Source organism: Vibrio sp. 10N.222.55.B11, from assembly GCF_041473705.1.
GTDB lineage: Bacteria > Pseudomonadota > Gammaproteobacteria > Enterobacterales > Vibrionaceae > Vibrio > Vibrio crassostreae_C.
In genome coordinates this window covers 83,607-107,257 of sequence record NZ_JBFRST010000005.1, presented here as the reverse complement: position 1 = coordinate 107,257, position 23,651 = coordinate 83,607, and the positions used below count along the sequence as shown (strand labels likewise).

Genomic DNA, 23,651 nt, shown 5'->3' with positions numbered 1-23,651 from the left:
ACAGACTGCAAGTGACAAACTATTGGGTTGTCAGCGCGATTCATGCAACGAAAAATACAAACATCAATGATGAAAGTATTAATGATTAAATAGTGTAACGACTACGAGCAGAGATTCTTGAGTGAAAAATTAGTATTCATAACGTCGATAACGATTAGTTTATGATTAATCACGAATTATGGTTAGCAAGTTGATGTGGGTTACAAATCAAACGGCGTGAATCGAGTCTTGGTCTCAAATGAACATAGCGTTAACTGCGACATAGAGGCTTACTTCATGAGACGTGGAGCCATCATTATCAGTAAGCTCTTTATGCATGCGCAGTATATTCTAATAGTTGCATTAAGCGAAGTTGAATTACTTTTTAGTCACGGCGATAGGGAGTTTGTCGTTAGCACCCCATTCCGTCCATGAACCATCGTAAACACCCATTTCACCGTTATAGCCAGCGAGTTTAGCGGCTAATAATATGATGCAAGCTGTTACGCCAGAGCCACAGCTAAAGAACATAGGTTGAGAAGGCGTTAATTCTAGCGTTGAAAAGATATCAATAAGCTCTTCTTGGGACTTTAACTTGCCGTTTTTGAGTACTTGGGCAAATGGTAGGCAAATAGAATTCGGTATATGGCCACTACGCAAGCCTTCACGTGGTTCAGGAACTTCTGAATCGAAACGAGCTTGAGAACGAGCATCTACAATGTTTGCACTCTTGTCAGTTGAGTAACCTTCAATCTGCTGAGCACTGACAAAGTAGTTGTCTTGAATATGGCCTTCAAAATTGCCCGCTTTTACTTCGGTGCGATAGTCAGTCTCGGTCGCGTAACCGGCTTCGATCCAAGCTGGCAAACCGCCATCTAAGATGAATACGTCGTTGTGTCCCATTGCCATAAACATCCACCACGCACGAGGAGAAGCGAAGGTTCCGGAGTTATCGTAAACCACAATCGTACTGTCTTGATTGATGCCAATTTCTTTTGCGCGAGTGTTGAAGTGTTTTTCGCTCGGAAACATGTGAGGAAGCAGAGTGTGCTTGTTACAAAAGTCTTTGTCGTAGTCAAAACGAATAGCACCAGGAATCATTTGTCCTTTGATCTTTTCTGACTCGCTTGGAATTTGAAACTCGATGCTGGCGTCGAGGATGATGATATTGTCTTCTGCTAGCAAACGTTGTTGAAGTTGTTGTGGTGAGATGAGTGGCTGATTCATTATTGTTATATCCATTCTTGTTGTTTTAGCGATTCTTACTGTTTTAGCGAATACAGTGGTAGAGCGATTACTGTTGCTTTTGCGAATACAGTTGCTTTACGAATACCGTTGTTGCATCGATGGCTACTGTGCAGCTCGACAGTGGATGAACTGATAACTGCTTTGTCCGGTTATTTGATTGTTTAATGTATCAAGCGCGACCACAGAATCAATAGGGCAGTCTGTGGTAGGAGCAATAGAGAGCCGAAATACGTCATTATCTTTTGTCTGAACCGTCAGATAACGCCTGTGCCCATCTAAGGATTGAGTAAGCGTGTTCGAAATTACTTTGGCTTGAATACGTTGCCCCGTCTCTGATGTTAGCGGGAAATAGGCAAGGGCAACTAACACGCCTACGCCACACATTAAGATAAATAGACCTATTTTTAACTGTTTCATGAGAGTAAGTCTTTGAAGGTTATGTTGAAAATATAAGTGAGGTTGGTGGTAAAGTGAATGCTACTCGCTAAGAAAGCTGAATTAACTGCTCTTCGACGAAAATAAAAAAGTGAGCATTTCTGCTCACTTCCTACTTACAAACAATCCATTTTGACTCTGTTTCGTCAGAGATCTCGCTAACGACAAGTTACCTGCTGTTAAACAATTTACTGCCAGACAATCTGAGAGTCGCCGCTAGAAACCACTTGTTGTAATGGAGGTTGACCATCGTAAAACCAAATCTCTATCAAGAGTGCGTCATGGTTTACTGGTGCTGCAAAGTTGGAGGCGAACACACCGTTATCTAGTGGGCCCGTAATGACCTTGCTGGAGTAATCCGGCTTCAAGGTTGAGTCATCTCTTGTACTAAAGCGGCTATAAACGGTCACAAAAGAACGGTCTGTCGAAATGCTGCTGATGTCAATGTTGAGATCAAACTGTTCAACAGAGTTGTAGTCAAATCCATCAGGTACCACCAAATCACTCATCGTATAGCTCTGCGCTGCTACCGCACTTGTCGCGGGAGACGGCGAAGGCGTTGCTGTTACCGGATTCGACGGAGTTGCAGGTGTCGAGGGTGTAGATGGTGATGCCGTAGATGTACTTCCGCCCCCACCGCCGCCGCCTCCACAGCCGGCTAATACTAATGGCGCTGCAGCTAAAATAACGGCTAGTGACTTCTTGATGTTCCAAGTGCTTTGTACAGACATACGTTTTTCCTCAAAGAGATTGCGACTTGAATCAACGCAATGATTGTCTCGATATTGTTTAGTGTGAATAGTCATAACGTCTCTCCTTATGGTTCGTAACGTTGGTTGTCTGCAGGTGATTGGTACCATGTTTGGTTCGTTTCACCGCCGGATTCTGCGTATTCTTTAAACCCTGGGTAAGCGGTAACAATATCGACGTACTCTAAAGGCCACTCCCATTCGTCATCCGAAGTCACTATTAGTGCCCAAGGGTGGTTTTCTACTGTTTTGAAGTATTTACCTGTTGATGGATTACTGTCATCGACGCCTAAACCAGCTTCAAAGAGGTTAGTGGTATCAAATGCTTCGGTTGGAGCTTGGTCTGGCAAGTGAACCTCCCAGCTGCGTCCTGGATGTAGAGGTAGGTTTTCACCATGATAATACCCAGGCGTTGCGAAGATGAACGGGTCGTAAGGCATATCGGTCCAGCTGCCAGTACTCACACCGTCACCGGCTAAAGTAATACCAATTTGGAACGAGAACTGCTCATCTTCTTTACATCCATTACTGGTGCGGTAGAAGGTACAGCCAGTGCTGATTTTTTCTGTCAGGTCATTGGCGATAACAAAGATTGCTTCGCTACGTCCATCTTCTAGGTCAAGGTCAGTGAATACGCCGTTGTGTTTCATGTAAGAGCTACCACTACTCACCAAGCTCGGGTCGAGGTTAGGAAGTCGAACAGCAAAACCATTTCTGTACGATGCCCCGACAGCAGCTAGGCGGCCGTCGATAGTTGATTTAACGACTTTTCCATCTTTAAGGATTTCAGTAATACGATACATAAGAACAGCATCGTTCATGTCGTAGTCGGCTTTATAAGGCCAGTTATCTTCGTACGCGAGCGTTGCGTAGCCAGAAGCACTTGGGAAGTAACGAGCGGTGGCGCCATCGTTAAGGACATCGACTTGAATATCGACCACCTCACCAGAGGTTGAACCGCCAAAGTAACTTAGGTTGGTTTGTTGACTGAATCTAAATCTAGCCCACGTAGTACCGGTTAGTGCGTTGATGTCGACATTTAGGAATAGATCGTTTTCACCAGCATCGAGCGCGTAATCTGTAAACACTTGCTCGTTGGCGCCATCGAAGCTGCCATCTTGGTTCCAGTCTATCCAAGCTGAAAGGTAACCGGTTGTTGAAGCTTCAATTACTACTTTTGAATCAAGCCCTGCTTCAAGTGCGGTAACAAAACCGATACCACCGTTTGCCCATTCATCATCCACCCCGACAGTTTCATCTGATTGAGGTGTGACATAACCATCTAAATCCGCATCTGGAGGAGTTGTACCTAACCATGTGATGCCATCGAGTTCATGTCGAGGGCCATTGCTCGCCAGTAACGTTAGATAGGTATCTGGAGCGTCACCGAAGTCGATGTTGGAATCTTCATCTACGACAGGCGCATTCGCACAGCGAGCACCATCATTTTGATTCGAAGAAGGGCCATTCGATACGAACTCTACAGCAGGAACGACACCTGCAGCGATGTTTGCAGCGTTATCTGGGGATAGGTTGATACGGTAGATCTTACCGTCTTGATTTCGAGATACGTAATAGTAGCCGTTTACATCAAAATAACCTGCGCCAAACGTCCCTGTTTCTCCGGTATCACCAATATAGGTTTCTGCACCTGTAGTTGGGTTGAAGCTGTACAAGCCACCCGAGTTATTGTCGATACCATATAAAGAGCCATCACTTGGATGGAAAGCAAAATCAGTCAGTTTTACAGTTGCAGGGCTGCCTGCGATTTTGTTGACCGTGACGGTCGCATTCGGATCAGAGTCTAAAGGAGAGAGGTCAACAGTAAATAGTCCCTTACCTGTACGATACAAGTAGTAAACATGGTCATAGACGTCGCCGACATAGAAAGTGTGATCGGTTGGTAAGCCACTGGTATTGATAACTTCTGCTTGGAAGTCTTGACCAAGACGCACTAAACGTTTGTTGGTGGTGTCATAGCCATAAATATATCTGTCTTGAAAGTCGAAACCGACACCATTGATATTGGCATTCATACCCGTATCGTCTTCTAACAGTGTGGTTGAACCTGTTACTAGGTTTACACCCCAAACTTCAACGGGTTTCGACTGAAAGAGGTATGCTTGACTAGGGCAGGTATCGAATGGCGCTGCGTTGGCGACTAGAGGGGCACTTAATAGCAAACTTAACGTTGTAATTCTCATATCTACATCCTTGTGATGGAAGGTACAGATACAGTTACAAGTTATGTGCCAAATTTAACATGTTGATTTTTAACGATTATATTTTGTGGTGCTGATTTTTTTATTGTATTCTCAAAATGAGAACTCAAATGAAACTAATCTCTCATAGAGTATTTCAAATTGATAAAGCGAGTTGAGATGCTGACGTTGAGATATAAAAAAGCCCCAACATATAGTCAAGGCTTAAGTTTTCGATAAGAGGGGATATGATTTAGCTTATCCACACACCGAACAATTAGGCATCTTCATTAAATTCATTTCACGCCAGCTGTGAGACATGGCATCGAGAATCAAAAGCTTGCCTTGCTTTGGTTGTCCAAACCCGGCAATAACCTTGATAGCTTCCAAAGCCTGAGCCGCGCCAACCATGCCAACAACAGGTGCCATCACACCGGCTTCAACACAGCTTAGAGCAGCGTTGCCGAATAGAGCGCTCAAGCACTGGTAGCAAGGTGCATTTTCATCTTGATAAGTGAATACGCTAATCTGACCTTCCATGCGAATCGCAGCGCCCGATACAAGTGGCGTTTTTGAGGCGTAACACAAACGGTTAAGTTGATTGCGCGTTTCAACGTTGTCGCTGGCATCAAGTACTAACGAATGCGCTTCAATGAGCTTTGCTAGTGCCTCGTCATCAAGTCTGTGGTCGACCGTTTCAACTCTAAGGTGTGGGTTTAACACCTGTAATGATTCAGCGGCTGAAACGACTTTCTTCTTACCAATATCAGCATCGGTGTGAAGCACTTGTCGTTGCAAGTTTGAAAGCTCGACAACATCGTCGTCGATCAGCATTAGCTTACCAATACCCGCAGTCGCAAGGTATTGAGCAGAGGCACAGCCTAAACCACCCGCACCTAACACCAAAATCGAGCTCTGTTTCAGCGCTTCTTGACCCTCAAAATCAAACTGCTTGAGAATGATCTGGCGGTTATAGCGAAGCATCTCTGCGTCAGACAGTATTTCCATCAGCAAGCCTCGTTAGTAAAGCGTCGAGTTAAACAGTTGAATCTGAACCGTTTCACCGACTTCAACACGGCCACGTTCACGCTCTAGGACCACAAAACAGTTTGCTAAGCTCATTGAGCGGAAAGCGCCTGAACTTTGGTTACCTGTTGTTTCTACTACAAACTTACCGTTTTCAATCGAGTAAATACCACGTTGATAATCAGTACGGCCTGGGCCTTTTTTGAATGCAGATTTAGTGATCGCAGGAATCGATTCTGGTGCTGTCCACGCAGTGTGACCGGCAAGTTTAGCCAGCATAGGTTGAACTAACACGTACATGGTCATCATTGCAGACACTGGGTTACCCGGTAGGCCACAGAACCAAGCGTTGTCTAGCTCACCAAATGCGAATGGTTTACCTGGTTTGATTGCTAGTTTCCAAAAGCCGATTTCGCCAAGCTCTTCAAGAATGTCTTTGGTGTAATCAGCTTCGCCGACACTTACGCCACCAGAAGTGACAACTACGTCTGCCAGTTCTTGCGCTTTTACAAAGGTTTCTTTAAGCGTTGCAGGGCAATCAGGAATAATACCTAGGTCAATTGCTTCGCAACCAAACGCTTCAATCAGTGGTTTGATACCGTAGCGGTTGCTGTCGTAGATCTGACCATCTTCAAGAGGCTGACCTAATGGCTTGAGCTCATCGCCAGTAGAGAAGAAAGCGACTTTAGGTTTGTGTGCCACAGTTACATGACTCACACCGAGCGAAGCAATCATTGGAATGTCACGAGGTGTTAAACGTTCGCCACGGCTAAGAACGATATCGCCTTGCTTGATGTCGTCACCGGTAGGGCGAATGTTATTGTTCAGCTTGATGTCGTCTTGCTGAATCTCAATGCCAGCGTCAGTTTCAGCCGTGTTTTCTTGCATGATTACGACGTCACAACCTTCCGGGATCTTTGCGCCAGTCATAATGCGAATACAGGTGTTTGCTGGCCATTCACCTTCAAAAGGTTGACCTGCAAAGGACTTGCCCGCTAAAGGCAGCACTTTACTGTTCTCTAGGTCTGCTAAGCGCAGTGCATAGCCGTCCATTGCTGAGTTATCAAAAGGAGGTACGAAAATAGGGGATAGAATATCTTCAGCAAGTACGTAACCCAATGCTTCTGCCAATGGCAGTGATAAGGTCGTTCGAATAGGTTGAATTGGCGATAGCAGCTTATCTAGTGCTTCTTCAATTGGCATCAAGCCCGGAGCGTCGCAACAGCCCATAATTGAAATCCTTTGATCGTTATTGTTTTGATTTTGTGGTTGGCAATGGTGGTTAAATAATGATCAGAACACCTGGTTCGCCAACGAAATTCTAGCCACTCTAGCACAGTTTAAGCCCCGTAAATAATGACCTCCCTTAAAATATGGGTGTATTTATTCAAAATTCCGAGTATCCTTGTTTGCCATCCAGAAGGGGTAATAAAAGAGGAAGTTCAATGTCAGGTCTTAGCGAATCAGCGAAGTTGGTTAAAGATGCGCTAGCAAGCCGTGGTTTAGAGACACCAATGAGTCCAAACCAGGTTAGCCGAGAAGAGAAAAAGGAACGAATCGAACACCATATGCGTGAGATTCTCACTCTCCTTGAACTTGATCTTACGGACGATAGTCTGGAAGAAACACCGCAACGTATTGCTAAAATGTACGTGGATGAAATTTTCTCTGGTTTGGATTACGCCAATTTCCCTAAAATTACGGTAATCGAAAACAAGATGGGCGTTCGTGAGATGGTACGAGTAAAAGACATTACCGTGACCAGTACTTGTGAGCACCACTTAGTGACGATTGATGGTAAGACTGCGGTCGCTTATATCCCGCGTGGAAAAATCATTGGTCTTTCAAAGATTAACCGTATTGTTCGATTCTTTGCTCAGCGCCCACAAGTTCAAGAGCGTATGACGCAGCAGATCCTTGTTGCATTGCAAACGCTACTCGAAACCGATGACGTTGCTGTAACCATGGATGCGGTTCACTACTGCGTGAAATCTCGCGGTGTAATGGATGCAACCAGCGAAACGACAACAACAGCTCTAGGCGGTATCTTCAGATCAAACCCAGCAACGCGCCACGAGTTCTTACACGGCCTGCGTTGATTCACTGCATTATTAGATGAATTCAATTTAGCCTCTGTAAATTGATGTTCATTGAAATATATTCTAAGCCTCGCTTTATGCGGGGCTTTTTTACGCCTGTAATGAAGTCAACTGTAATGGCTGAGAATGCTGTTATTCCCTAAAGTGAAGAATGAACGTAATAGGGAATCTGTTGCGGCCAAGCAGAAAAAGCACGCTCTATATCTTAACGTTTGTTGAAAGCATATAGAGCGTAACTAGAATCAGTCGCTGGTGGAGTGCTTAAGAAAGGTTAAACAAACGCTTTAAGTGGTGAACAATACCGGATGGCTTGTTCTCGGCTTGATAGATGCTCAAACCATCGTAAAAACTCGCCATGAACTCTACGCGAATCTCATCATCACTGCTTCTCGATATACGAGACAGTAGCGTAGCGGCTACAGCTGCGTGATCATTGGCTAGGCTGTAATCCATTCCTAGTCGTCCTTGAATGAACAACCACAAATGCGTGACTAGTTTTAACTGTTGAGCGTTAGAGTTTTGAAACTTGTCGCTGTGCTCAGTTCCCACTGTATTATCGAATACATTTTGCATCGCCTCATTCGCTTCTTTATTGCTTTCAAAGCGATAGCTTACATCGATATGTTCCTTGGTTAGCAAGCCAAGCAACGTCTGACGTGCAGAGTTCTCCGGCTTGTTCTCGCAAGCGTGTTTAAACAAAGCGTGGTTTTCATCAATAAATGACGACAGCTCTTTCTCGTAGCCTGTCGAGAGCGCTTTGACTGAACCTAAACCTGCTTCTTTTAAACACTGGTGAAGCTTGGTTCTAGCTTGTTGTTTAGCTTTGATTTCTTGCTGCGCGTCGGCTTTTTGCTTGGCTTCTTCTAGCTGGCTAGCTGCTGTTTGCGAATTATTCGGGGTTGGACGCTCAGTCATTACTCTGTAGCTCTTCCCACGTTACTTCTGCCGATTGAGTATCGCTGTTAATGAAAGCAGAGTTACCCGTCAGCATGACTGAAAGATCCATCGTACGTTGTGTCATCGCCGCTAGCTGCTCAATACCATCGTTGTCTAGACGAACGATCTGAGCTTTTAGGTAGCCGAATTTACCTTTGTTCTGCTCCCACCAAACGTTTGATTTAGTGTTGAAGCTGAATACGCGTACTGATTTAGATAGGCGAGTTGCCTTCTTAACACGCTCTGGATCGGGTTCGCCCACATCGACCCATTCTAGGATTTGATCGTCTAACGACTTCTGCCATAAATCGGGTTCTTCAATGCTAGACAATCCTTTAGTGAACTCAAGTTCAGGAGATGCATTGATACAGAAAGCCATGATTCGAGCCATCATTCGCTGTTCTGTTTCAGAAGGGTGTTGTGCAACCGTTAGATTGAAAGAGTCGTAATAGTCGCGATTCATATCGGTTAAAGAGATACGAAACTTGTAGATTGTCGGTTTAAGAGCCATTGAGAGGGTGTCTTAGGTAGAAATAGTGAAGGGGAATATTACCTTAAATCTCTGAATAGCGGGTAAAAAAATAGCCAGCAGAGGCTGGCTATTTTTAGAAAGCTTTAAAATACTAAATTAAAGTACTTTGATGCTGTCAGCTTGTGGGCCTTTTTGACCTTGAGATACTACGAACTCAACTTTTTGGCCTTCAGCAAGAGTTTTGAAACCGTCGCCAGTGATAGCAGAGAAGTGTGCGAATACGTCTGGGCCGTTTTCTTGTTGAATGAAGCCGAAGCCTTTAGTTTCGTTGAACCATTTTACTGTACCAGTAACTGTGTTAGACATGATGATATCCTAAAATTAAATTTTTATTTTGAGCCAATTGTGGCACTGATAGCGCGGAAAAGTTTATTGCTATTGCGTACAACACAACGGGGTTACTAGTAATCCAACGAAATGTTTATATACAAAGAACTTTCTTTCTAGCCGGAAACGAGTCTAAATCAAATCAGGGGATAGTCAATCGAATACATAGGGAAAGGTTGCAGAAACTTGGGGGTAGTCAAACTTTGCATTCCTTAAATATCATGGAGTTACAGTTGTATGGTGATTTGTTGTAGTTTTTGTGAAAAAGGTGGTCGAAATTGATGACGAATTTGGAGTCAATGCACTGTTTTAGCGCATTCATTTTTGCAAATTTAAAGCCGCTAACTGGGCGTTGAGCCCACTTTTAACGGCTTATATTATAAATGTCGTTGTAAGGTAAGTGCCTTTACTTGAACGAGGTCTCGGCTACTTTTTCAAGCGGTACAGGTTGCCATTATCAGTGCTGAAGAAGATGTCTCCGTTTGGTGAAGTTTCGATGTCTCTTATCCTTTCGCCCAAGTCCTCTAAAATGCGTTCTTCCTCGATTGCCTCACCTTGTTCATTGACTGTCACAATATTGATGTGAGTAAGTTTTAGTGCGCCAGCCAGCAGTTTGCCTTTCAGCTCTGGGTATTTGTCTCCTTGGTAAACAAGCAAACTGCCCGGAGCGATTGAAGGAACATAGACTTTTTTTGGCGCTTCAATACCATCTTTGGTTTCCGATTCGCCAACGCTGGTAGGGCCCCAATACTCTTTTCCGTGTGAGGTGACAGGCCACCCATAGTTGGCACCCGCTTTTATTAGGTTAATTTCATCACCACCGCGAGGGCCGTGTTCAATCGACCAAAGCTTTTGAGTCGGGAAATCGTAATACAGACCTTGTGGATTACGATGGCCAAAGCTCCAAATTTCATTGAGCACTTTGTTGTTATCCGTGAATGGGTTATCGCTTGGTGTGCTTCCATCGGCATTCAGTCGTAATATTGATCCGGCGTGAATCATGGTGTCTTGGCCGTTGTCTCGATCACCACGGTCGCCGATTGAAAAATACAGGTGGCTATCATCAAAGGTGATACGGCTACCAAAGTGACGTCCGGTGTCCGTTCTAGATTTAGATACAAACACATCTGTCCAATTGGTGACTTCATTATTGCTGTAATTAGCAAAAGCCAGTGTCGTTACGCCTTCACCATCGACGTCTTTACTGTAAGTGACGTAGAACTTTCCGTTTTCAAAAGGGGAGAGTGCGATATCCAATAATCCACCTTGGCCTTTCGCCCATACATTGGGCAGCCTGAACAGTGTGTTTTGATTGCCTGTTTTTAAATCGACATGTTTAATGACGCCTGATTTTTCTGTGACTAACATGGACTTATCGTTGACATAAGCCAGTCCCCAAGGGATCACGAGTCCGTCGGTGATCTTCTCTGCCTGCCATGCAAAGGCTGACGTTATAGGACCAGAGGCAAGCAGCGCCAAAGCACATGAAAAAATACGGTGATGAGTGTTCATTGAAATCCCTTGATTATGAGCATCTAGTGTTAGTCTAGCGCTTGTGACCGATTGGCGGAAAGCCGAGGTTGCTGAAAAGTGACTATTCACATATTTAGTTGAACGCCTATTGTATGATTATACAAGCTCACGTATGTTTACTGTGCCTTTCTCTATTTGATCCCGTCGGAGCATTATGAACAACTCACCAGCAGCATTTTCGCTATTTTCTCAGTTTTTATGTTGTGAGTTAGATACGCACGATTTTTCTTCGAACGGACCTATTAAACGATGAGTCGTGGATTTGATTTTAAATCGATCTTACTTGCGTGCTTGGTCATCAGTATCGGCCAGCTCAGTATGGGCTTGGTGTTTCCTTCTTTGCCTTGGATCGCAAAAGATTTTGATGTCTCGCTAGAGCAAGCCCAGCTTTTGGTGAGTGTGTATTTATTAGGCTTTGGCCCTTCCCAGTTTATTTATGGCCCTATTTCCGATGCTTTGGGACGCAAGAAGGTACTGCTAAGCGGTTTGTTGATTGCCATGCTTGGGTTATTGATGATCATCTTCTTCAGCCATTCGTTTACTAGCATGGTGATGGGGCGATTCCTGCAAGGCTTAGGAACCGGTTGTTGCGCGGTACTTGCTCGTGCTTCTACGCGAGACAGATTCAGTGGGGCAGACTTGCCTTTGGCGATGTCTTACATTGCTATGGTTGTGTCTATAACACCTTTGATCGCGCCCGTTATCGGTGGATTCATTAACTTCCATTTTGGCTGGAGCATGGTGTTTATCTCGCTACTTGGCTATGTCTCATTAGCTTGGGTGGTGTTAGCGTTCAAATTTAAGGAAACCGTCACTCAGGTTTCGGCGATCCCTTCGCCTAAGAGAATGGTTTCTCAATATAAAGAGTTACTCACTTCTCGTTATTTTATGAGCTTTGCGAGTATCGGTTGGCTTAACTTTAGCTTGATGATCACCACTGTGTCGGTGATGCCATTTATCATGCAGAACCAGATTGGTATGACGTCAGATGAATACGCAATGTGGGCGGTGATTCCAGCATTAGGCATGCTTGGCGGAACAGGCTTATGTAACCGTATTCGCCCTATGCTGGGTAACAAGAAAACTCTGTTATGCACACCTGTATTGCACGTTGCTGCGGCCTTGTGGCTGTTCTTCTGTCCACTCGAACCTTTGTATCTCATGCTTGGCCAGTTCTTGATGATCCTTGGTAATGGTATTGCGTTACCTTGTGCTCAGGCGTTAGTGATGTTGCCTTATAAGAAGAACGCTGGCGCGGCGGCTGCGATGTCTGGTGGCGGGCAGATGGTGGTGTCTTCAATGGTGAGTATGGGCCTGGTTCAGTTAGGGTTAGGGGAAGCGTGGCATTTATCGCTCGTTATCATGCTGTTCACATTGATTACCCTGTTTAACATTTTGCGTGGTTTCAGTAGCCAAGAAGCGAGAGAGTCTCAGCTCAGTTAGTTGCTTAGGTAATTAGCTAGCTGCCTGGCTAGTAGGAACGAGAAGGCTATTGAAATGATGAATTTCAATGGCCTTTTTAATGTTCAGCGCTTTGGTTTAAGTTACCAGAATATATGCTATTTTCTGACTGCTTAGGGCAAGTGGTAGTGTTCCGAGCGCAGCTTGCGGCAGGGACGTTGGTTTCCATTATTGCTGGCAGCTACTTTATCTTCTTGCTACTGAAATCTCGAAGAACATAGGTTTTGCTCATGACCGAAAGCCATTGCTAATCAAAGCTACTGGCAATCAAAGCCATTGGCGATAAAAGCTACGGATGAAAAGCAGTGAATGGAGCGATCCATCACTGCTTTTTTGTTGATGTCGTTTGTGTAAAGGGAAAGACGTTAAGCAACACAGGTCTCGCTTCTTAATGTGCAAGTTTGGCATATGTTAATAAAATGTATAACCTAAAGGTCTGACCACTGATAAGGTAGCCACCATGCCAAACCTCGATCGTATTACTTGTTCTATCGATGAAAACCAAATTGCGACGGTTGTGTTGAATCGACCCGATAAGCTCAATGCTATTGATATGGCAATGTTTCAAGGCGTGAATAACATGGTGACTCAGCTGAAAAAGAACACCGAGATTCGTGCCGTAATAGTAAAAGGTGAGGGTTCTGATTTTTGTTCAGGGCTTGATGTTAAGTCCCTATTAACCAGTAAATCTGGGGCGATGAAGCTCTTGTTTAAATGGCTACCGACATTGCCTAACGCTGCACAACGCTTTTCATTGGGTTGGCGAGATATTCCATGCCCTGTCATTTTTGCGATTCATGGTCGTTGTTGGGGAGGCGGCCTGCAATTGGTCAGTGGGGGTGATTTTAGAATTGCTAGCCCGGATGCGAACTTCTCTATATTGGAAGCAAAGTGGGGTCTGATTCCAGACATGGGAGGCGCTATCGCTTTTAGAGAGCTGATGCGTAAAGATCACACCCTTGAAATGGCGATGACGGCCAAAGTGATCGACTGTGAAACCGCTAAAGAATATGGGTTGGTGACCAAGATTGCCGAAGATCCTTACGCTGAAGCCTATGCGTTGGCACTTGAGTGTGCGAATCGGTCGCCAGATGTCGTCGCTGCTAATAAGAAACTCTACAACAAGATTTGGTGGTCAAGCCCCGGAATGGCTGTGTTCTACGAAACTTGGTATCAGATCAAAGTAGGGTTAGGTAAGAACCGAGCGATAGCAGCACAGCGTGAAATTCATCCTGACAAGCCACGCTCTTACTTAGCAAGAAAGTTCAAATAATGTTTGTACAGGAATAATCGATATTCCCTTTGTTTATGGGGCTTTGCGGTAACCTTAGAGCAATTTAATGTCTAAGGCTAAATGAGCGCTCTGATGAACAAAACTTTTACTTACTCTCTAGCTGCCACTGCAATTTTTACGAGCTTAAATGCATTCGCAAGTGGCCTGTTTTTGCAAGAAGCTGTCGTTGCCAACGCTGGTACTACTGGTGCTGGCGACGGTGTTTACACTCGATCTGCAGCGTCGATGTGGACAAACCCTGCCACTATGTCTCACATGGACGAAAGCAAAACGACCATCAACACCATGGCATTCGATCTTGAAATGAAGTATCAAGATAACGGTGGTAATCCAGATGGTAAAGCTCATTCCGTAATGCCGTCATTTGGTGCCTTCCACGCTCATCAAGTCACAGACAAATTACACCTTGGTATCGCGCTTGGCGCTGTTGGCGGCTCTAGCCTTGATTACGGCAGTGATTGGGCGGGTGCTGCACTTCTAGAAGATATCACTCTTACTGCAATGCAAGTGAACCCATCACTGAGTTATAAGCTGAATGACCAATGGTCAGTAGGCGCGGGTGTGCAATTCAGTTGGGCTGCATTCCAACAAACAACGTCAATGCTTACTGCGAAGCAAGATACTGACTGGGCATACGGCTATAACCTTGGCGTAATGTACACACCGACAGACAAGCTTAAATTGGGTGCTAGTTACCGTTCTAAGCTAGAGCATGAGTTTAACAATGATGTAAATGGCGTTATTAACCAAGGCGTATTGAATTCATTATCAACTGATATTGCTTTACCTGAAATCATCGATGTCAGTGCGAGCTATGCTTTGAACTCTCAACTTGACCTGCTTGCTAGTATTCAGTTCCACCGTTGGAGTGAATGGGATACAACCGTTCTTGATTTTGGAATAGCAGGAAGTCCAATTAATGGTGTTCCGATTGAACGTGACTGGGATGACGTTTGGAAATTTGCGGTAGGTGCGGATTATCAATTGAATTCAGACTGGCGTTTGAAAGCTGGCTTCTCTTACGAAACTTCTCCGCAAGACGATCCGTCAATGCAATGGGTTGACCTTCCTGTGGGTGAACAGTACCGCTACTCAGTTGGCGCATCTACCTACTGGGACGACATCTTAATTGATGTGTTCTATGAATACGCTGATTTGGGTTCAGTTGAGATGGATCGATATGGTCGATTTGGTCAAGTTAATCTGTTGAATGGTTCGTTCGATGGCCGTATCCACTTTGTTGGTGTTAGCGCGACCTTCTAATGACATTACGTAATCTACTAATCATTACTTTAGTGTCTTTATTTTCAACGGGTGCTTTTGCTGAAGAGAAGCACCCTGATGATCCGACTAAAATCGTAACCAAAGCTGGCGTTGCTTATAACGAAGATCTGCAGTTCTCTGGGTCTATTGGGCTTGATGAAGCACGAATGATCAATGCTCGTGTTAACGCAGATGGCGAAGAATGGCGAATAGGCGGCTCATGGCTGTTGCCTATGGGTATTGTTAACTTCAACTTTAGCCGTTCTGAATATGACAACGATGCTTATAAGAACAACTACAGTATTGGCACATTTATACCACTGAGCTATTTCGATATTGAGCCGTTCGGTTGGCAAATCTTCCCTATGGCTGGTTACAGCTATAATGACGGCGAAGTAGCGGTTTTCGATGATGATAATGTTGGTTCTGACTATGTATTGATGTCGAGCTCAACACACGGTGGCTACATTGGTGCGTTTGGTTTAAAAACGATTACTGATGAATGGTCTATCATGGGCTTCGGTGGCGGTTCAATGGGGTCTGATGATTATTCAGGGTATTGGGCAGGCGTCGGTGCTAGCTACAAGTTGAGTGACGCTCAATCATTCAACTTCTTCACTATTTTTGCTGAGGACGATTTCGGTGAAAATAACAGTGTTGGCGCGTCTTACACCTATGAGTTCAAATAACTGTTAGCAGGCAGAAATTCGCAGGTGGACACCTCTCGTAAGAACCATTGACTTAGTCCAGATTAAATTGAACAAAGTCGCTTATTAAAACTTAGCGACTTTCTTTTGTTACCATTTCTCCAATCTTTTTTATCTCTTTTTGATGCTTTCTATATCTTTCTCACATGAGAGTGCCGCTCTCTTAATCTAGATTAAGTTTTCGCTGCCTTATTCTCTGTAGTATCCGCCTGAATCAGTGCCCATGCTTAATGGGTAACTTGCGTAACACGATTTTGAGAGGAAGACACTTGAGCACTTTGTTTACAGAAACCCACATTGGCAAGATGACACTAAAGAATCGCTTCATGAGAAGTGCAACGTGGGAAAATATGGCCACCGAAGATGGGCATATGACAGATAAACTGTACGCTATCTATGAAGAGTTGGCTCAAGGTGAAGTCGGCCTGATCGTGACGGGCTACGCGAACATTGTTGAAGAAGAAAAGCCGAATGCAGGCATGATGGGTATGTATAACGACTCATTCATTGAAGAGTATCAAAAGCTGACTCAACTGGTGCACGACAACGACTCTAAAATCGTGATGCAATTAGCTTATGGTGGCACCAAAACCACGCATGATCTTGGCGAACGAGTGATCTACGCACCAAGTGAGGTTCCAGAAAAAGGCACTCAAACACTAGGTAAAGCGATGACCACAGACGAGATCGACTACATTGTTGATGCGTTTGCTCAAGCGTCTTTGAGAGCACAAAAGTCAGGCTTTGATGGCGTTGAAATTCATGCCGCTCACACTTACCTGATTAACCAATTTCTAAGCCCTTATTACAACCAACGTGAAGATGAATACGGCGGTAGCTTAGAAAACCGCATGAGATTTTTGTTAGAGATCTATACCGCGACACGTAAGCTGGTGGGTGATGATTTCCCTATCTTGGTTAAGCTCACGGCATCCGAGTTTTTTGAAGGTGGCGTCACCTTTGAGGAAACACGTATTGTCTGTAAAAAGCTTGAACAAGTGGGTGTGGATGGCATTGTCGTGTCAGGCAATATTCATGGCAAAGCAGACACTATGATTGGCGAGTCGCACGATGGTTTTACCATTCAAGCTGAAGGCTATTTCCATGAGTATGGTCACGCGATCAGCCAAGACGTTAATATCCCGGTGATCACGGTTGGCGGCCTAACGGATTTTGATGCTATAGAAGCGATTGCAAACAACACGGGCATTGAGTACTTCGCGCTTTCAAGACCGCTGCTTTCTGAACCCCATTTAGTTAAGCGCTGGAAGGAAGGGGATAGAAGCCCTGTTGAATGCGAACGATGCTCTAAGTGTCGTACTAAGCGCGGTAATTTTTGCGTGATGAATAAAGACAGAAAAGTACAGCTTGCACGTATGTAGTCGCTGAGCCCAACTCCAAGCGTGAGCCGAAATTTATAGCCGAGTCTAAGTTTGAGCCTGTGTAATCGCGCAGGCTCTTGTTCATGCCGTATTCTACGAAACGAAATTTGAAACCTTAGTAATCACATCTTCCTGTCAAATGGGTGCGACTAAACCGATACACTACGCCTGTAAATTATCCAACCAAGTTATCGATAAAAACTGGACAAACTTTGAAACTACTTCCTCTTCTTAAGCAACCTCGAATCCACTGACGTCTCTTTAGTTTTAGCGACATTGCTATGATTTAAGCGTGATACTCACTATTCATCCCAGTGAACCCTGTGTTTATAGGGCGTTAGTTTGTGCACCTTGGATTTGCATCGTCGAACATTTTTGATAGTTAACGAATAAAACTAAATAGATCATTCAGAGGTAAAAATGCAAAAGAAGCATTGGTCCAAATTCGAGTTGCTGCATGAAGTCGTAACCAACCCCAATATTCATGTAAAAGGTCAACACAGTTATTACAGCGATTGCTGGGATAATGGTTTTGAACAATCGGTAGTGCGTTATTTACACGGCGACGAAGTCAGCCGCCAGTGGGAGCCTCGATGGGAAATCGACGAACTCTATATCGGTGATTATGTCTGTATTGGCGCAGAGGTCGTGATTTTGATGGGTGGCAACCATACCCACAGAGTTGATTGGTTTTCGCTGTATCCATTTATGGATGTCATCGACGATGCCTACATTGGCAAAGGTGACACTCACATTGAAGATGGGGTGTGGTTAGGCATGCGAGCGATGGTGATGCCCGGTGTGATGATTGGCGAAGGCGCTGTAGTTGCAGCGAATAGTGTGGTGACTAAAGACGTCGCACCCTACAGCATTGTCGGTGGTTCTCCAGCTAAAGTCGTCAAATACCGCTTTGATGAGTCCGTTATTGACGAACTCATGTCATTCAAAATATACGAGTGGCCCTCAGATAAATTTGAAGCGCTGAAACCGTATTTATGTAACTCAGACTTTTCAAAGTTAAAGCAGGCGATAACGGATTACGACAATTGTTTGTAAGGAGCACTTGTAACGAGCGTTTTTAAGGTACAGGTATAGCCACAGATTTGTATAGAAAGATCTGTGTCATATTTATATTGAAAAACACGTTAAATCAGTCCGTTACCTTGCAATACTCAACATGGTGTACCAATCTTATTTCATAAGCATGGATAAGGATTGTGTATGCCCGCAAGTTCAATGAAAAACAAAGGGGTGGTGGGGAAAGTCCTACTGCCTTCTTTACTCATAAATCTTCTCTCTCTCGCCGTTCCGTTAACGGTTTTGCAAATTTACGATCGTATTTTACCTAACCAAAGTTACGGTACTGCCACTTTGTTGTTGGCGGGTGCAGCGTTGGCTGTTGCCATGGAAGCATTGATCCGGTTTGTGCGTACTTGGCTTTTGTCAGCCGCGGCCAGCAATACCGAGAAAGCGACCTATCAAACCTTGGTTGAAAGAGTAACAACGGCTTCATCAGGCCATCTTCGCCACATTGGTGTTGGTGGCGTGGAAGAGGGGCTGGGCTCAGTATCAAAAGTCAAAGATTGGTATTCCGGTGGTGTGATTGCAGGCTTTATTGATTTGCCTTTTGCATTGATCTTCTTGGGCTTGGTGGCTTACATCGGCGGTGAGCTAGTGGCGATACCTTTGGCAGTTTGGCTGATTACTCTCGGAATCGTTTGGTTATCTTCTATTCGCGTTAAAAGCTTAAGTGAAGAAGCTTCCCAAGATGAGCAGGAGCGAAAAGCGTTCTTGATTTTACTGAGCCAAACCATTCAGGGAATCAAACGCCAGGCTGTTGAGTCTCGAATCTTCAATCAGTTTAAATCCCTCAATAATGTTCGCTCTCAGTCTAAAGCGAGAGAAGAAGAACAGAATGCCTTCGCCCAAGAATGTATTCAGCTTGCTGCATTAGCCACGTCAGTTTTACTTGTGATTACGGGGAGCTTGTGGGTGTTGGATGGCCAGTTAACCACTGGTGGATTGGCGGCATGTTCTATCTTATCGGGCAGAGCCGTCGCACCTTTAAGTGCTTTGGTGGGAGTTCGAATTAAGCTTAATTCAATACACAGTGCTAATCAGGCAATAGAAAAATTGAGTGACTTATCACTATCGGATTCTTCAGATTCTGAGCAAGCCGAGAACCACTTATCTGACTTTGAGACGTTGGAAATTCAGCAAGCGACAGTTGAAAGATACGGTGAACTCTCTCATGCAGATATCACCTTGAATAAAGGTGAGTTGGTATTGTTAGAGAGTGAAGATCGCCACACCAACAGTCATTTATTGTCGTCGATTGCAGGTATTGATGATCTAAAAGCGGGTGAGTGCTTCATTAACGGAGCTGCAGTTTCAATCGCATCCGTAACCAATATTGCTGCCTACTGTGGCGTTAAAGGACAACTGGTGTCGGGGACCATTCTTGACAACTTGTGTGGCTTTGACCCTGAGAAAACGCAAAGCGCCAGTGACTATGCAAAGCGTTTGGGTTTAACCAAAGAGATTACTCGATTACCCGATGGACTAGAGACACAAATTGGCCATACGAGTGCTTCTTTGTTGAGTATGGGTAACGTGAAAATGCTCAATATCGCGGCTCAATTGGCAAGTGATAAACCCATAATCATGTTGGAAAGGCCGGATTCTTCACTTGATTTAGACGCCCTTGGGAATCTAGCTAAGGTGTTGGAAGAAGAAGTAACGGCAGGGCGCACGATACTGATGGTGAGCTACCATTCGAAGCTACGCGAATTTGCTAATCGAATCATTACAGTGGAAAGTCGAGCTATTACGGTCGACAGCGAGAGCAATCAGGAGGCCGTCGTATGAATCGTTTAGATATTGGTAACCCTTCAGGTACGAACAACCGTGCAGATACCAGCGGTCGACAAGAGGTGATGAACCATTTAGAAACCGAGAGCCTTTCCGTTCTTAAGCAGTTGGAAGTTAATGCTAATATCCAGTTGTTCGCACATCAATGGGTCGATGAAAATGGCATTGAATCAATCGACGATATGTTTGCCTTGTTCGACAGGCTTGCACTGCCTTATCGCTTGGTTGCCAACCTAGATGAAGTTGGTGAACATAAATTGGTCTTACTGGTACTTGGTGAACATGAGCTGGTCTCTGGTCATTTAGAATCCAAGCAATTTGTTGCCTTTAATGCCAATGACGACATCACCGATGTCCCTCAGTTTTGTATTGTTATCGAAGGGCCACCATTAGAGAAGGCCTCTCCTGATTGGGTTGGCGAAAGGTTACATGCGTTTCGTCCCATCATTCCTAAATTGTTATTGGTCAGCTTTATCACTAACTTATTTGCGCTTGCCGTTCCTTTCATCACGATGTCGATTTATGACCATGTGGTTGGCGGTGATGCAGGGCATGAGCTGCAAGGTATCGCCATTGGCGCGGCGTTGTTGTTTGTGATGATGGGTTGGTTGAGAACATTACGTAGCCGAGTGTTTGCTTCAGTTTCCAACCGAGTAAGTCGTGAGATTTCTCAATCCCTCGTGCAGCGTCTGCTTCGTAATAGCTATGCTCAAAATCAGCAAACAGCTTCTTCTAGTCAGCAAAACCAAGTGATGCTGTCAGAGCGTATTTCAGGTGTGCTATCGGGGCCATTAGGAAATGCGCTGTTTGATCTGCCATTCATTCTTATTTTTGTACTTGCGATAGGTGTTTTAGGCGGGTGGTTGGTACTGGTTCCAGTCGTCTCTTTAATCCTTTATTACTTGCTAGCAAAACGCTCGATACGCTCTAGCAGCAAGCGCTCTATGCAATCGACAGTGGCAGGTACGAATCGTCAAAACATGACCAATGAACTGTCATCCAAGCTTGCCTTTATTCGCAGTGCTGGATTCTCAGAGCACTGGATTCAACGTTTCAAAAAAGCCAATCTTCTTGCTTCAACAGTGACCTTTAATCAATCGGTTCTCCAGAGTCGGTACACCTCGATTTACTATTTCATTGGTGTGGGCTCGACACTCGCCGTGATGGGGTTAGGCATAGGACTTATTTTTGAACAAGTGATGACCCCTGGTGGTTTGATTGCTTCAATGATGTTGATATCTAAGGTGACGGGTCCAGCTCAGGTGTTGGCAAACAGTGCGATGCGTTTTAATAGCTTTAATCAATCCAAGCTGCAAGTGAACCGTATTTTGTCTCAGCCGTCTGAGCGTGAATTCAGTTACCAGCATCACCCGTTACCTGTGGTAGCGCCTAACTTGAAATTAGAGCAAGTGACACTGCGCTATCCCAAACAGAGTCGCCCGGCCTTGAATGGTGTGAGTTTTGATATTGAAGCCGGTGAAATTGTCGCGATTACCGGCCCTTCTGGGAGCGGTAAATCAACATTAATTGAAGTGCTGTCTGGCTTGCAGCCTATCCAAAACGGCATGGTCGAGCTTGAAGGCGTTAACCTCGTTCAATACGATCCGCAGCTTTATCGCCACTGGTGTTTCATTCGAGCCGCATATCCTGATTTGCTCACGCTGAGTATTCGAGAGTGGCTAAACGACGGTCACAAAGTCGAAGATCAGAAAATGATCTCTGCAATTGAAATGGTCGGTGGAAAGCGTTGGTTCGAGACATTATCAGGTGGGCTCGATACTTCCATCAGCAGTATTCAGCCGGACAGCCTTTTTGACATGTTGTCTGGCAGCGTCGCGCAGATCCTCATTGACGCGAAAGCGCTGGTTTATGACTACCCAATGTTCTTAATGGATAATCCTGTGCCTGATGCTCACCCAAATGCTAAACGTATGTTTGGTGAGTTTGTGCAATCGAAAAAAGGAAAAGCATCGGTGATTTACACGTCCCACGATCCGGATTTAATCAAGCTTGCCGATAAAGTGGTGGTATTAAATGAAGGTGCAGTGGTTTATGCCGGTCCATTAGAGCCGGAGCAGTCTTCGAAGCAGGAACAGCCTTCAGAGCCTCAAGCTTCTCAAGAACCGCAGTTATCTGAGCAACCGTTATCTCAAGAGCTACAGCCGTCAACTCAAGAGGCGTCTGCTCAACAAAATGCAGCCCAACAAGAACAATCAGAGTCTAAGCAAGGAGTCGCTAATGACTAAACAATCTATCGAGAAGGGCAAGCGCTACGGTGAGCTTGTTGAATCACAAAATACGGCTCGTACATTGGCGCTGGCCACATGGTCGGTTGCCTTATGTGTTATTGCTTTTGCCACTTGGTCTGTAGTCACTCAAGTTGATGAAATCGCCAAAGCCAAAGGTGCTGTGATTCCGGAAGGCGAGAAGCAAGTATTACAAAGTGCGATTGGCGGTAAGTTAAAGCAAATTCTTGTTAAAGAAGGCCAGTTGGTAGAGAAAGGCCAGCCGCTTGTTGAGTTTGATGCCACTTTCCAGCGTACCGCCCTTGAAGAGCTAAAGTCCCAACAAGTGACGCTTCTAGCCAGTGTGGAACGTATGAATGCGCTGCTTGAGCAACGTGAGCCTAACCTTGCTGAGTTTGAGGTCGATTACCCAGAGATCGTCAGCCAGCAAAAAGCGCAGCTGAACGCGCAAAAAGCCCTCTACTTCCAAAAGCGTGTGGTGCTTGAGAAAGAGAGCGAGCAAATTGCAGAGCAGCTTCGTAGCGTAGAAAAGGCCTTGCCGAGTTATGAGAAAGAGTTAAATGCGACTAAGCAAGAGTTGAACATACTGGAGAAGGGTTATAAAGCGGGTAACATTTCACGTTTACGTGTGCTTGAAATGCGACAAAAATTGGCCAGTATCGAACAGAAAATCGAAGAAGCTCGTGGTAAGAAGTCGGTATTGATTAGACAAGCTGACAGTAATGACCAAAAAATCATACAGCTTCTGGCGGAAGCGAAAGCTAAAGTGAGCGATGATCGTTCTAAAGCCGTATCTGACTTATCAGCATTGAATGCTAGAGTTCGTTCAAGCCAAGCTAAATTGACGAACACTATGTTAGTGTCACCGCTACAAGGCTTGGTGCAAAGCATACCAAGCACGCAGGATGGTGGTGTTATTCAGCCGGGTGGCACGGTAGTTGAAATTGTGCCTGTCGGAGGGAACGCTGACTTCAAAGCACGTTTGTCCCCAAGAGATATTGGTTTTGTGAGTGTTGGGCAGCCCACTCGAGTCAAGATTGATGCGTTTGATTACAGCCGCTTTGGGGCTTTAAAAGGGGCGGTAGAGAGTATTTCACCGACCACAAGTCAAAGCGAACGTGGCGAGATCTATTATGAAGTTGTAGTGTCGGTTGATACGCCTTACTTCCGTGATAACCCTGAAAGCTTTTCCATACTGCCGGGTATGACGGGTGAAGTAGACATCACAACTGGCGAGAAGTCGGTGTTCCAATACTTATGGAAACCGATTTATACCAATGTTAGCGTGGCGTTTGGAGAGAGGTAAAGTCCTCCACTCTGGCTTGCATAAAAAAGGAGCACATGCCGTGCTCCTTTTTTTAT

Annotated in this window: 20 protein-coding genes; 10 read left to right on the top strand and 10 right to left on the bottom strand. The window is 44.9% G+C overall.

Annotation, left to right across the window (positions count from 1 at the left end; all coding sequences use genetic code 11):
- Positions 1 to 357: 357 nt before the first annotated feature.
- The 6 genes from AB4503_RS03750 to moeA all read right to left on the bottom strand — a co-directional run bounded on the left by AB4503_RS03750 (position 358) and on the right by moeA (position 6,868).
- The gene (locus tag AB4503_RS03750) at positions 358 to 1,206 is read right to left on the bottom strand and encodes a sulfurtransferase (RefSeq protein ID WP_017065718.1); all 849 of its coding nucleotides are present in this window, start codon (positions 1,204 to 1,206) and stop codon (positions 358 to 360) included.
- A gap of 123 nt (positions 1,207 to 1,329) precedes the next feature.
- Entirely contained in the window at positions 1,330 to 1,644 is a 315-nt protein-coding gene (locus tag AB4503_RS03745) for a hypothetical protein (RefSeq protein WP_017061706.1), read from the bottom strand.
- A gap of 206 nt (positions 1,645 to 1,850) precedes the next feature.
- Positions 1,851 to 2,468, bottom strand: coding sequence for a hypothetical protein (locus AB4503_RS03740; RefSeq protein ID WP_372113685.1), 618 nt, complete (start codon positions 2,466 to 2,468; stop codon positions 1,851 to 1,853).
- Positions 2,469 to 2,479: 11 nt separating this feature from the next.
- Complete coding sequence (locus AB4503_RS03735) at positions 2,480 to 4,615, bottom strand: LruC domain-containing protein (protein ID WP_372113684.1); 2,136 nt, start codon at positions 4,613 to 4,615, stop codon at positions 2,480 to 2,482.
- A gap of 255 nt (positions 4,616 to 4,870) precedes the next feature.
- Positions 4,871 to 5,620: a molybdopterin-synthase adenylyltransferase MoeB gene (moeB, locus tag AB4503_RS03730; RefSeq protein WP_372050988.1), complete on the bottom strand. Its 750-nt coding sequence runs from the start codon at positions 5,618 to 5,620 to the stop codon at positions 4,871 to 4,873.
- A 12-nt stretch (positions 5,621 to 5,632) separates the two neighbouring features.
- Entirely contained in the window at positions 5,633 to 6,868 is a 1,236-nt protein-coding gene (moeA, locus tag AB4503_RS03725; protein ID WP_017061724.1) for a molybdopterin molybdotransferase MoeA, read from the bottom strand.
- A gap of 215 nt (positions 6,869 to 7,083) precedes the next feature.
- On the opposite strand from moeA, the gene folE reads away from it, so the two are divergent.
- Positions 7,084 to 7,737, top strand: coding sequence for a GTP cyclohydrolase I FolE (folE, locus tag AB4503_RS03720; RefSeq protein ID WP_017061725.1), 654 nt, complete (start codon positions 7,084 to 7,086; stop codon positions 7,735 to 7,737).
- 261 nt (positions 7,738 to 7,998) lie between these two features.
- Here the strand turns inward: folE and AB4503_RS03715 are convergent, their stop codons facing one another.
- The 4 genes from AB4503_RS03715 to AB4503_RS03700 form a co-directional block, all read right to left on the bottom strand.
- A complete protein-coding gene (locus AB4503_RS03715) occupies positions 7,999 to 8,652 on the bottom strand; it encodes a hypothetical protein (protein ID WP_372113682.1) in 654 nt (217 codons plus the stop codon).
- On the bottom strand, positions 8,645 to 9,184 hold the full coding sequence (locus AB4503_RS03710; protein ID WP_017061727.1) for a YaeQ family protein: 540 nt from the start codon (positions 9,182 to 9,184) through the stop codon (positions 8,645 to 8,647). Before AB4503_RS03710 ends, AB4503_RS03715 begins: the two co-directional genes overlap by 8 nt.
- A gap of 117 nt (positions 9,185 to 9,301) precedes the next feature.
- Positions 9,302 to 9,511: a cold-shock protein gene (locus AB4503_RS03705; protein ID WP_010430417.1), complete on the bottom strand. Its 210-nt coding sequence runs from the start codon at positions 9,509 to 9,511 to the stop codon at positions 9,302 to 9,304.
- 447 nt (positions 9,512 to 9,958) lie between these two features.
- Positions 9,959 to 11,044 carry a PQQ-dependent sugar dehydrogenase gene (locus AB4503_RS03700; RefSeq protein ID WP_372113680.1) on the bottom strand — a complete coding sequence of 362 codons (1,086 nt, stop codon included), beginning with the start codon at positions 11,042 to 11,044 and terminating at the stop codon, positions 9,959 to 9,961.
- 270 nt (positions 11,045 to 11,314) lie between these two features.
- Here AB4503_RS03700 and AB4503_RS03695 point away from each other — a divergent pair, with 270 nt between their 5' ends.
- The 9 genes from AB4503_RS03695 (at position 11,315) to AB4503_RS03655 (ending at position 23,595) form a co-directional block, all read left to right on the top strand.
- Positions 11,315 to 12,508, top strand: coding sequence for a multidrug effflux MFS transporter (locus AB4503_RS03695; RefSeq protein ID WP_372113678.1), 1,194 nt, complete (start codon positions 11,315 to 11,317; stop codon positions 12,506 to 12,508).
- A gap of 478 nt (positions 12,509 to 12,986) precedes the next feature.
- The gene (locus AB4503_RS03690) at positions 12,987 to 13,799 is read left to right on the top strand and encodes a crotonase/enoyl-CoA hydratase family protein (protein ID WP_017066674.1); all 813 of its coding nucleotides are present in this window, start codon (positions 12,987 to 12,989) and stop codon (positions 13,797 to 13,799) included.
- Between the two features lie 93 nt (positions 13,800 to 13,892).
- On the top strand, positions 13,893 to 15,083 hold the full coding sequence (locus AB4503_RS03685) for an OmpP1/FadL family transporter (protein ID WP_372113676.1): 1,191 nt from the start codon (positions 13,893 to 13,895) through the stop codon (positions 15,081 to 15,083).
- Positions 15,083 to 15,772, top strand: a complete 690-nt coding sequence (locus AB4503_RS03680) for a hypothetical protein (protein WP_102320576.1) — start codon at positions 15,083 to 15,085, stop codon at positions 15,770 to 15,772. Before AB4503_RS03685 ends, AB4503_RS03680 begins: the two co-directional genes overlap by 1 nt.
- 287 nt (positions 15,773 to 16,059) lie before the next feature.
- Positions 16,060 to 17,172 carry an NADH:flavin oxidoreductase gene (locus AB4503_RS03675; protein WP_372113674.1) on the top strand — a complete coding sequence of 371 codons (1,113 nt, stop codon included), beginning with the start codon at positions 16,060 to 16,062 and terminating at the stop codon, positions 17,170 to 17,172.
- 420 nt (positions 17,173 to 17,592) lie between these two features.
- The gene (locus tag AB4503_RS03670) at positions 17,593 to 18,228 is read left to right on the top strand and encodes a CatB-related O-acetyltransferase (protein WP_372113672.1); all 636 of its coding nucleotides are present in this window, start codon (positions 17,593 to 17,595) and stop codon (positions 18,226 to 18,228) included.
- A gap of 165 nt (positions 18,229 to 18,393) precedes the next feature.
- Complete coding sequence (locus AB4503_RS03665; protein WP_102333670.1) at positions 18,394 to 20,040, top strand: ABC transporter ATP-binding protein; 1,647 nt, start codon at positions 18,394 to 18,396, stop codon at positions 20,038 to 20,040.
- Positions 20,037 to 22,289: an ABC transporter transmembrane domain-containing protein gene (locus tag AB4503_RS03660; RefSeq protein ID WP_372113671.1), complete on the top strand. Its 2,253-nt coding sequence runs from the start codon at positions 20,037 to 20,039 to the stop codon at positions 22,287 to 22,289. Before AB4503_RS03665 ends, AB4503_RS03660 begins: the two co-directional genes overlap by 4 nt.
- Positions 22,282 to 23,595, top strand: a complete 1,314-nt coding sequence (locus tag AB4503_RS03655; protein ID WP_017061737.1) for an HlyD family type I secretion periplasmic adaptor subunit — start codon at positions 22,282 to 22,284, stop codon at positions 23,593 to 23,595. Before AB4503_RS03660 ends, AB4503_RS03655 begins: the two co-directional genes overlap by 8 nt.
- The last annotated feature ends 56 nt before the right edge of the window (positions 23,596 to 23,651 follow it).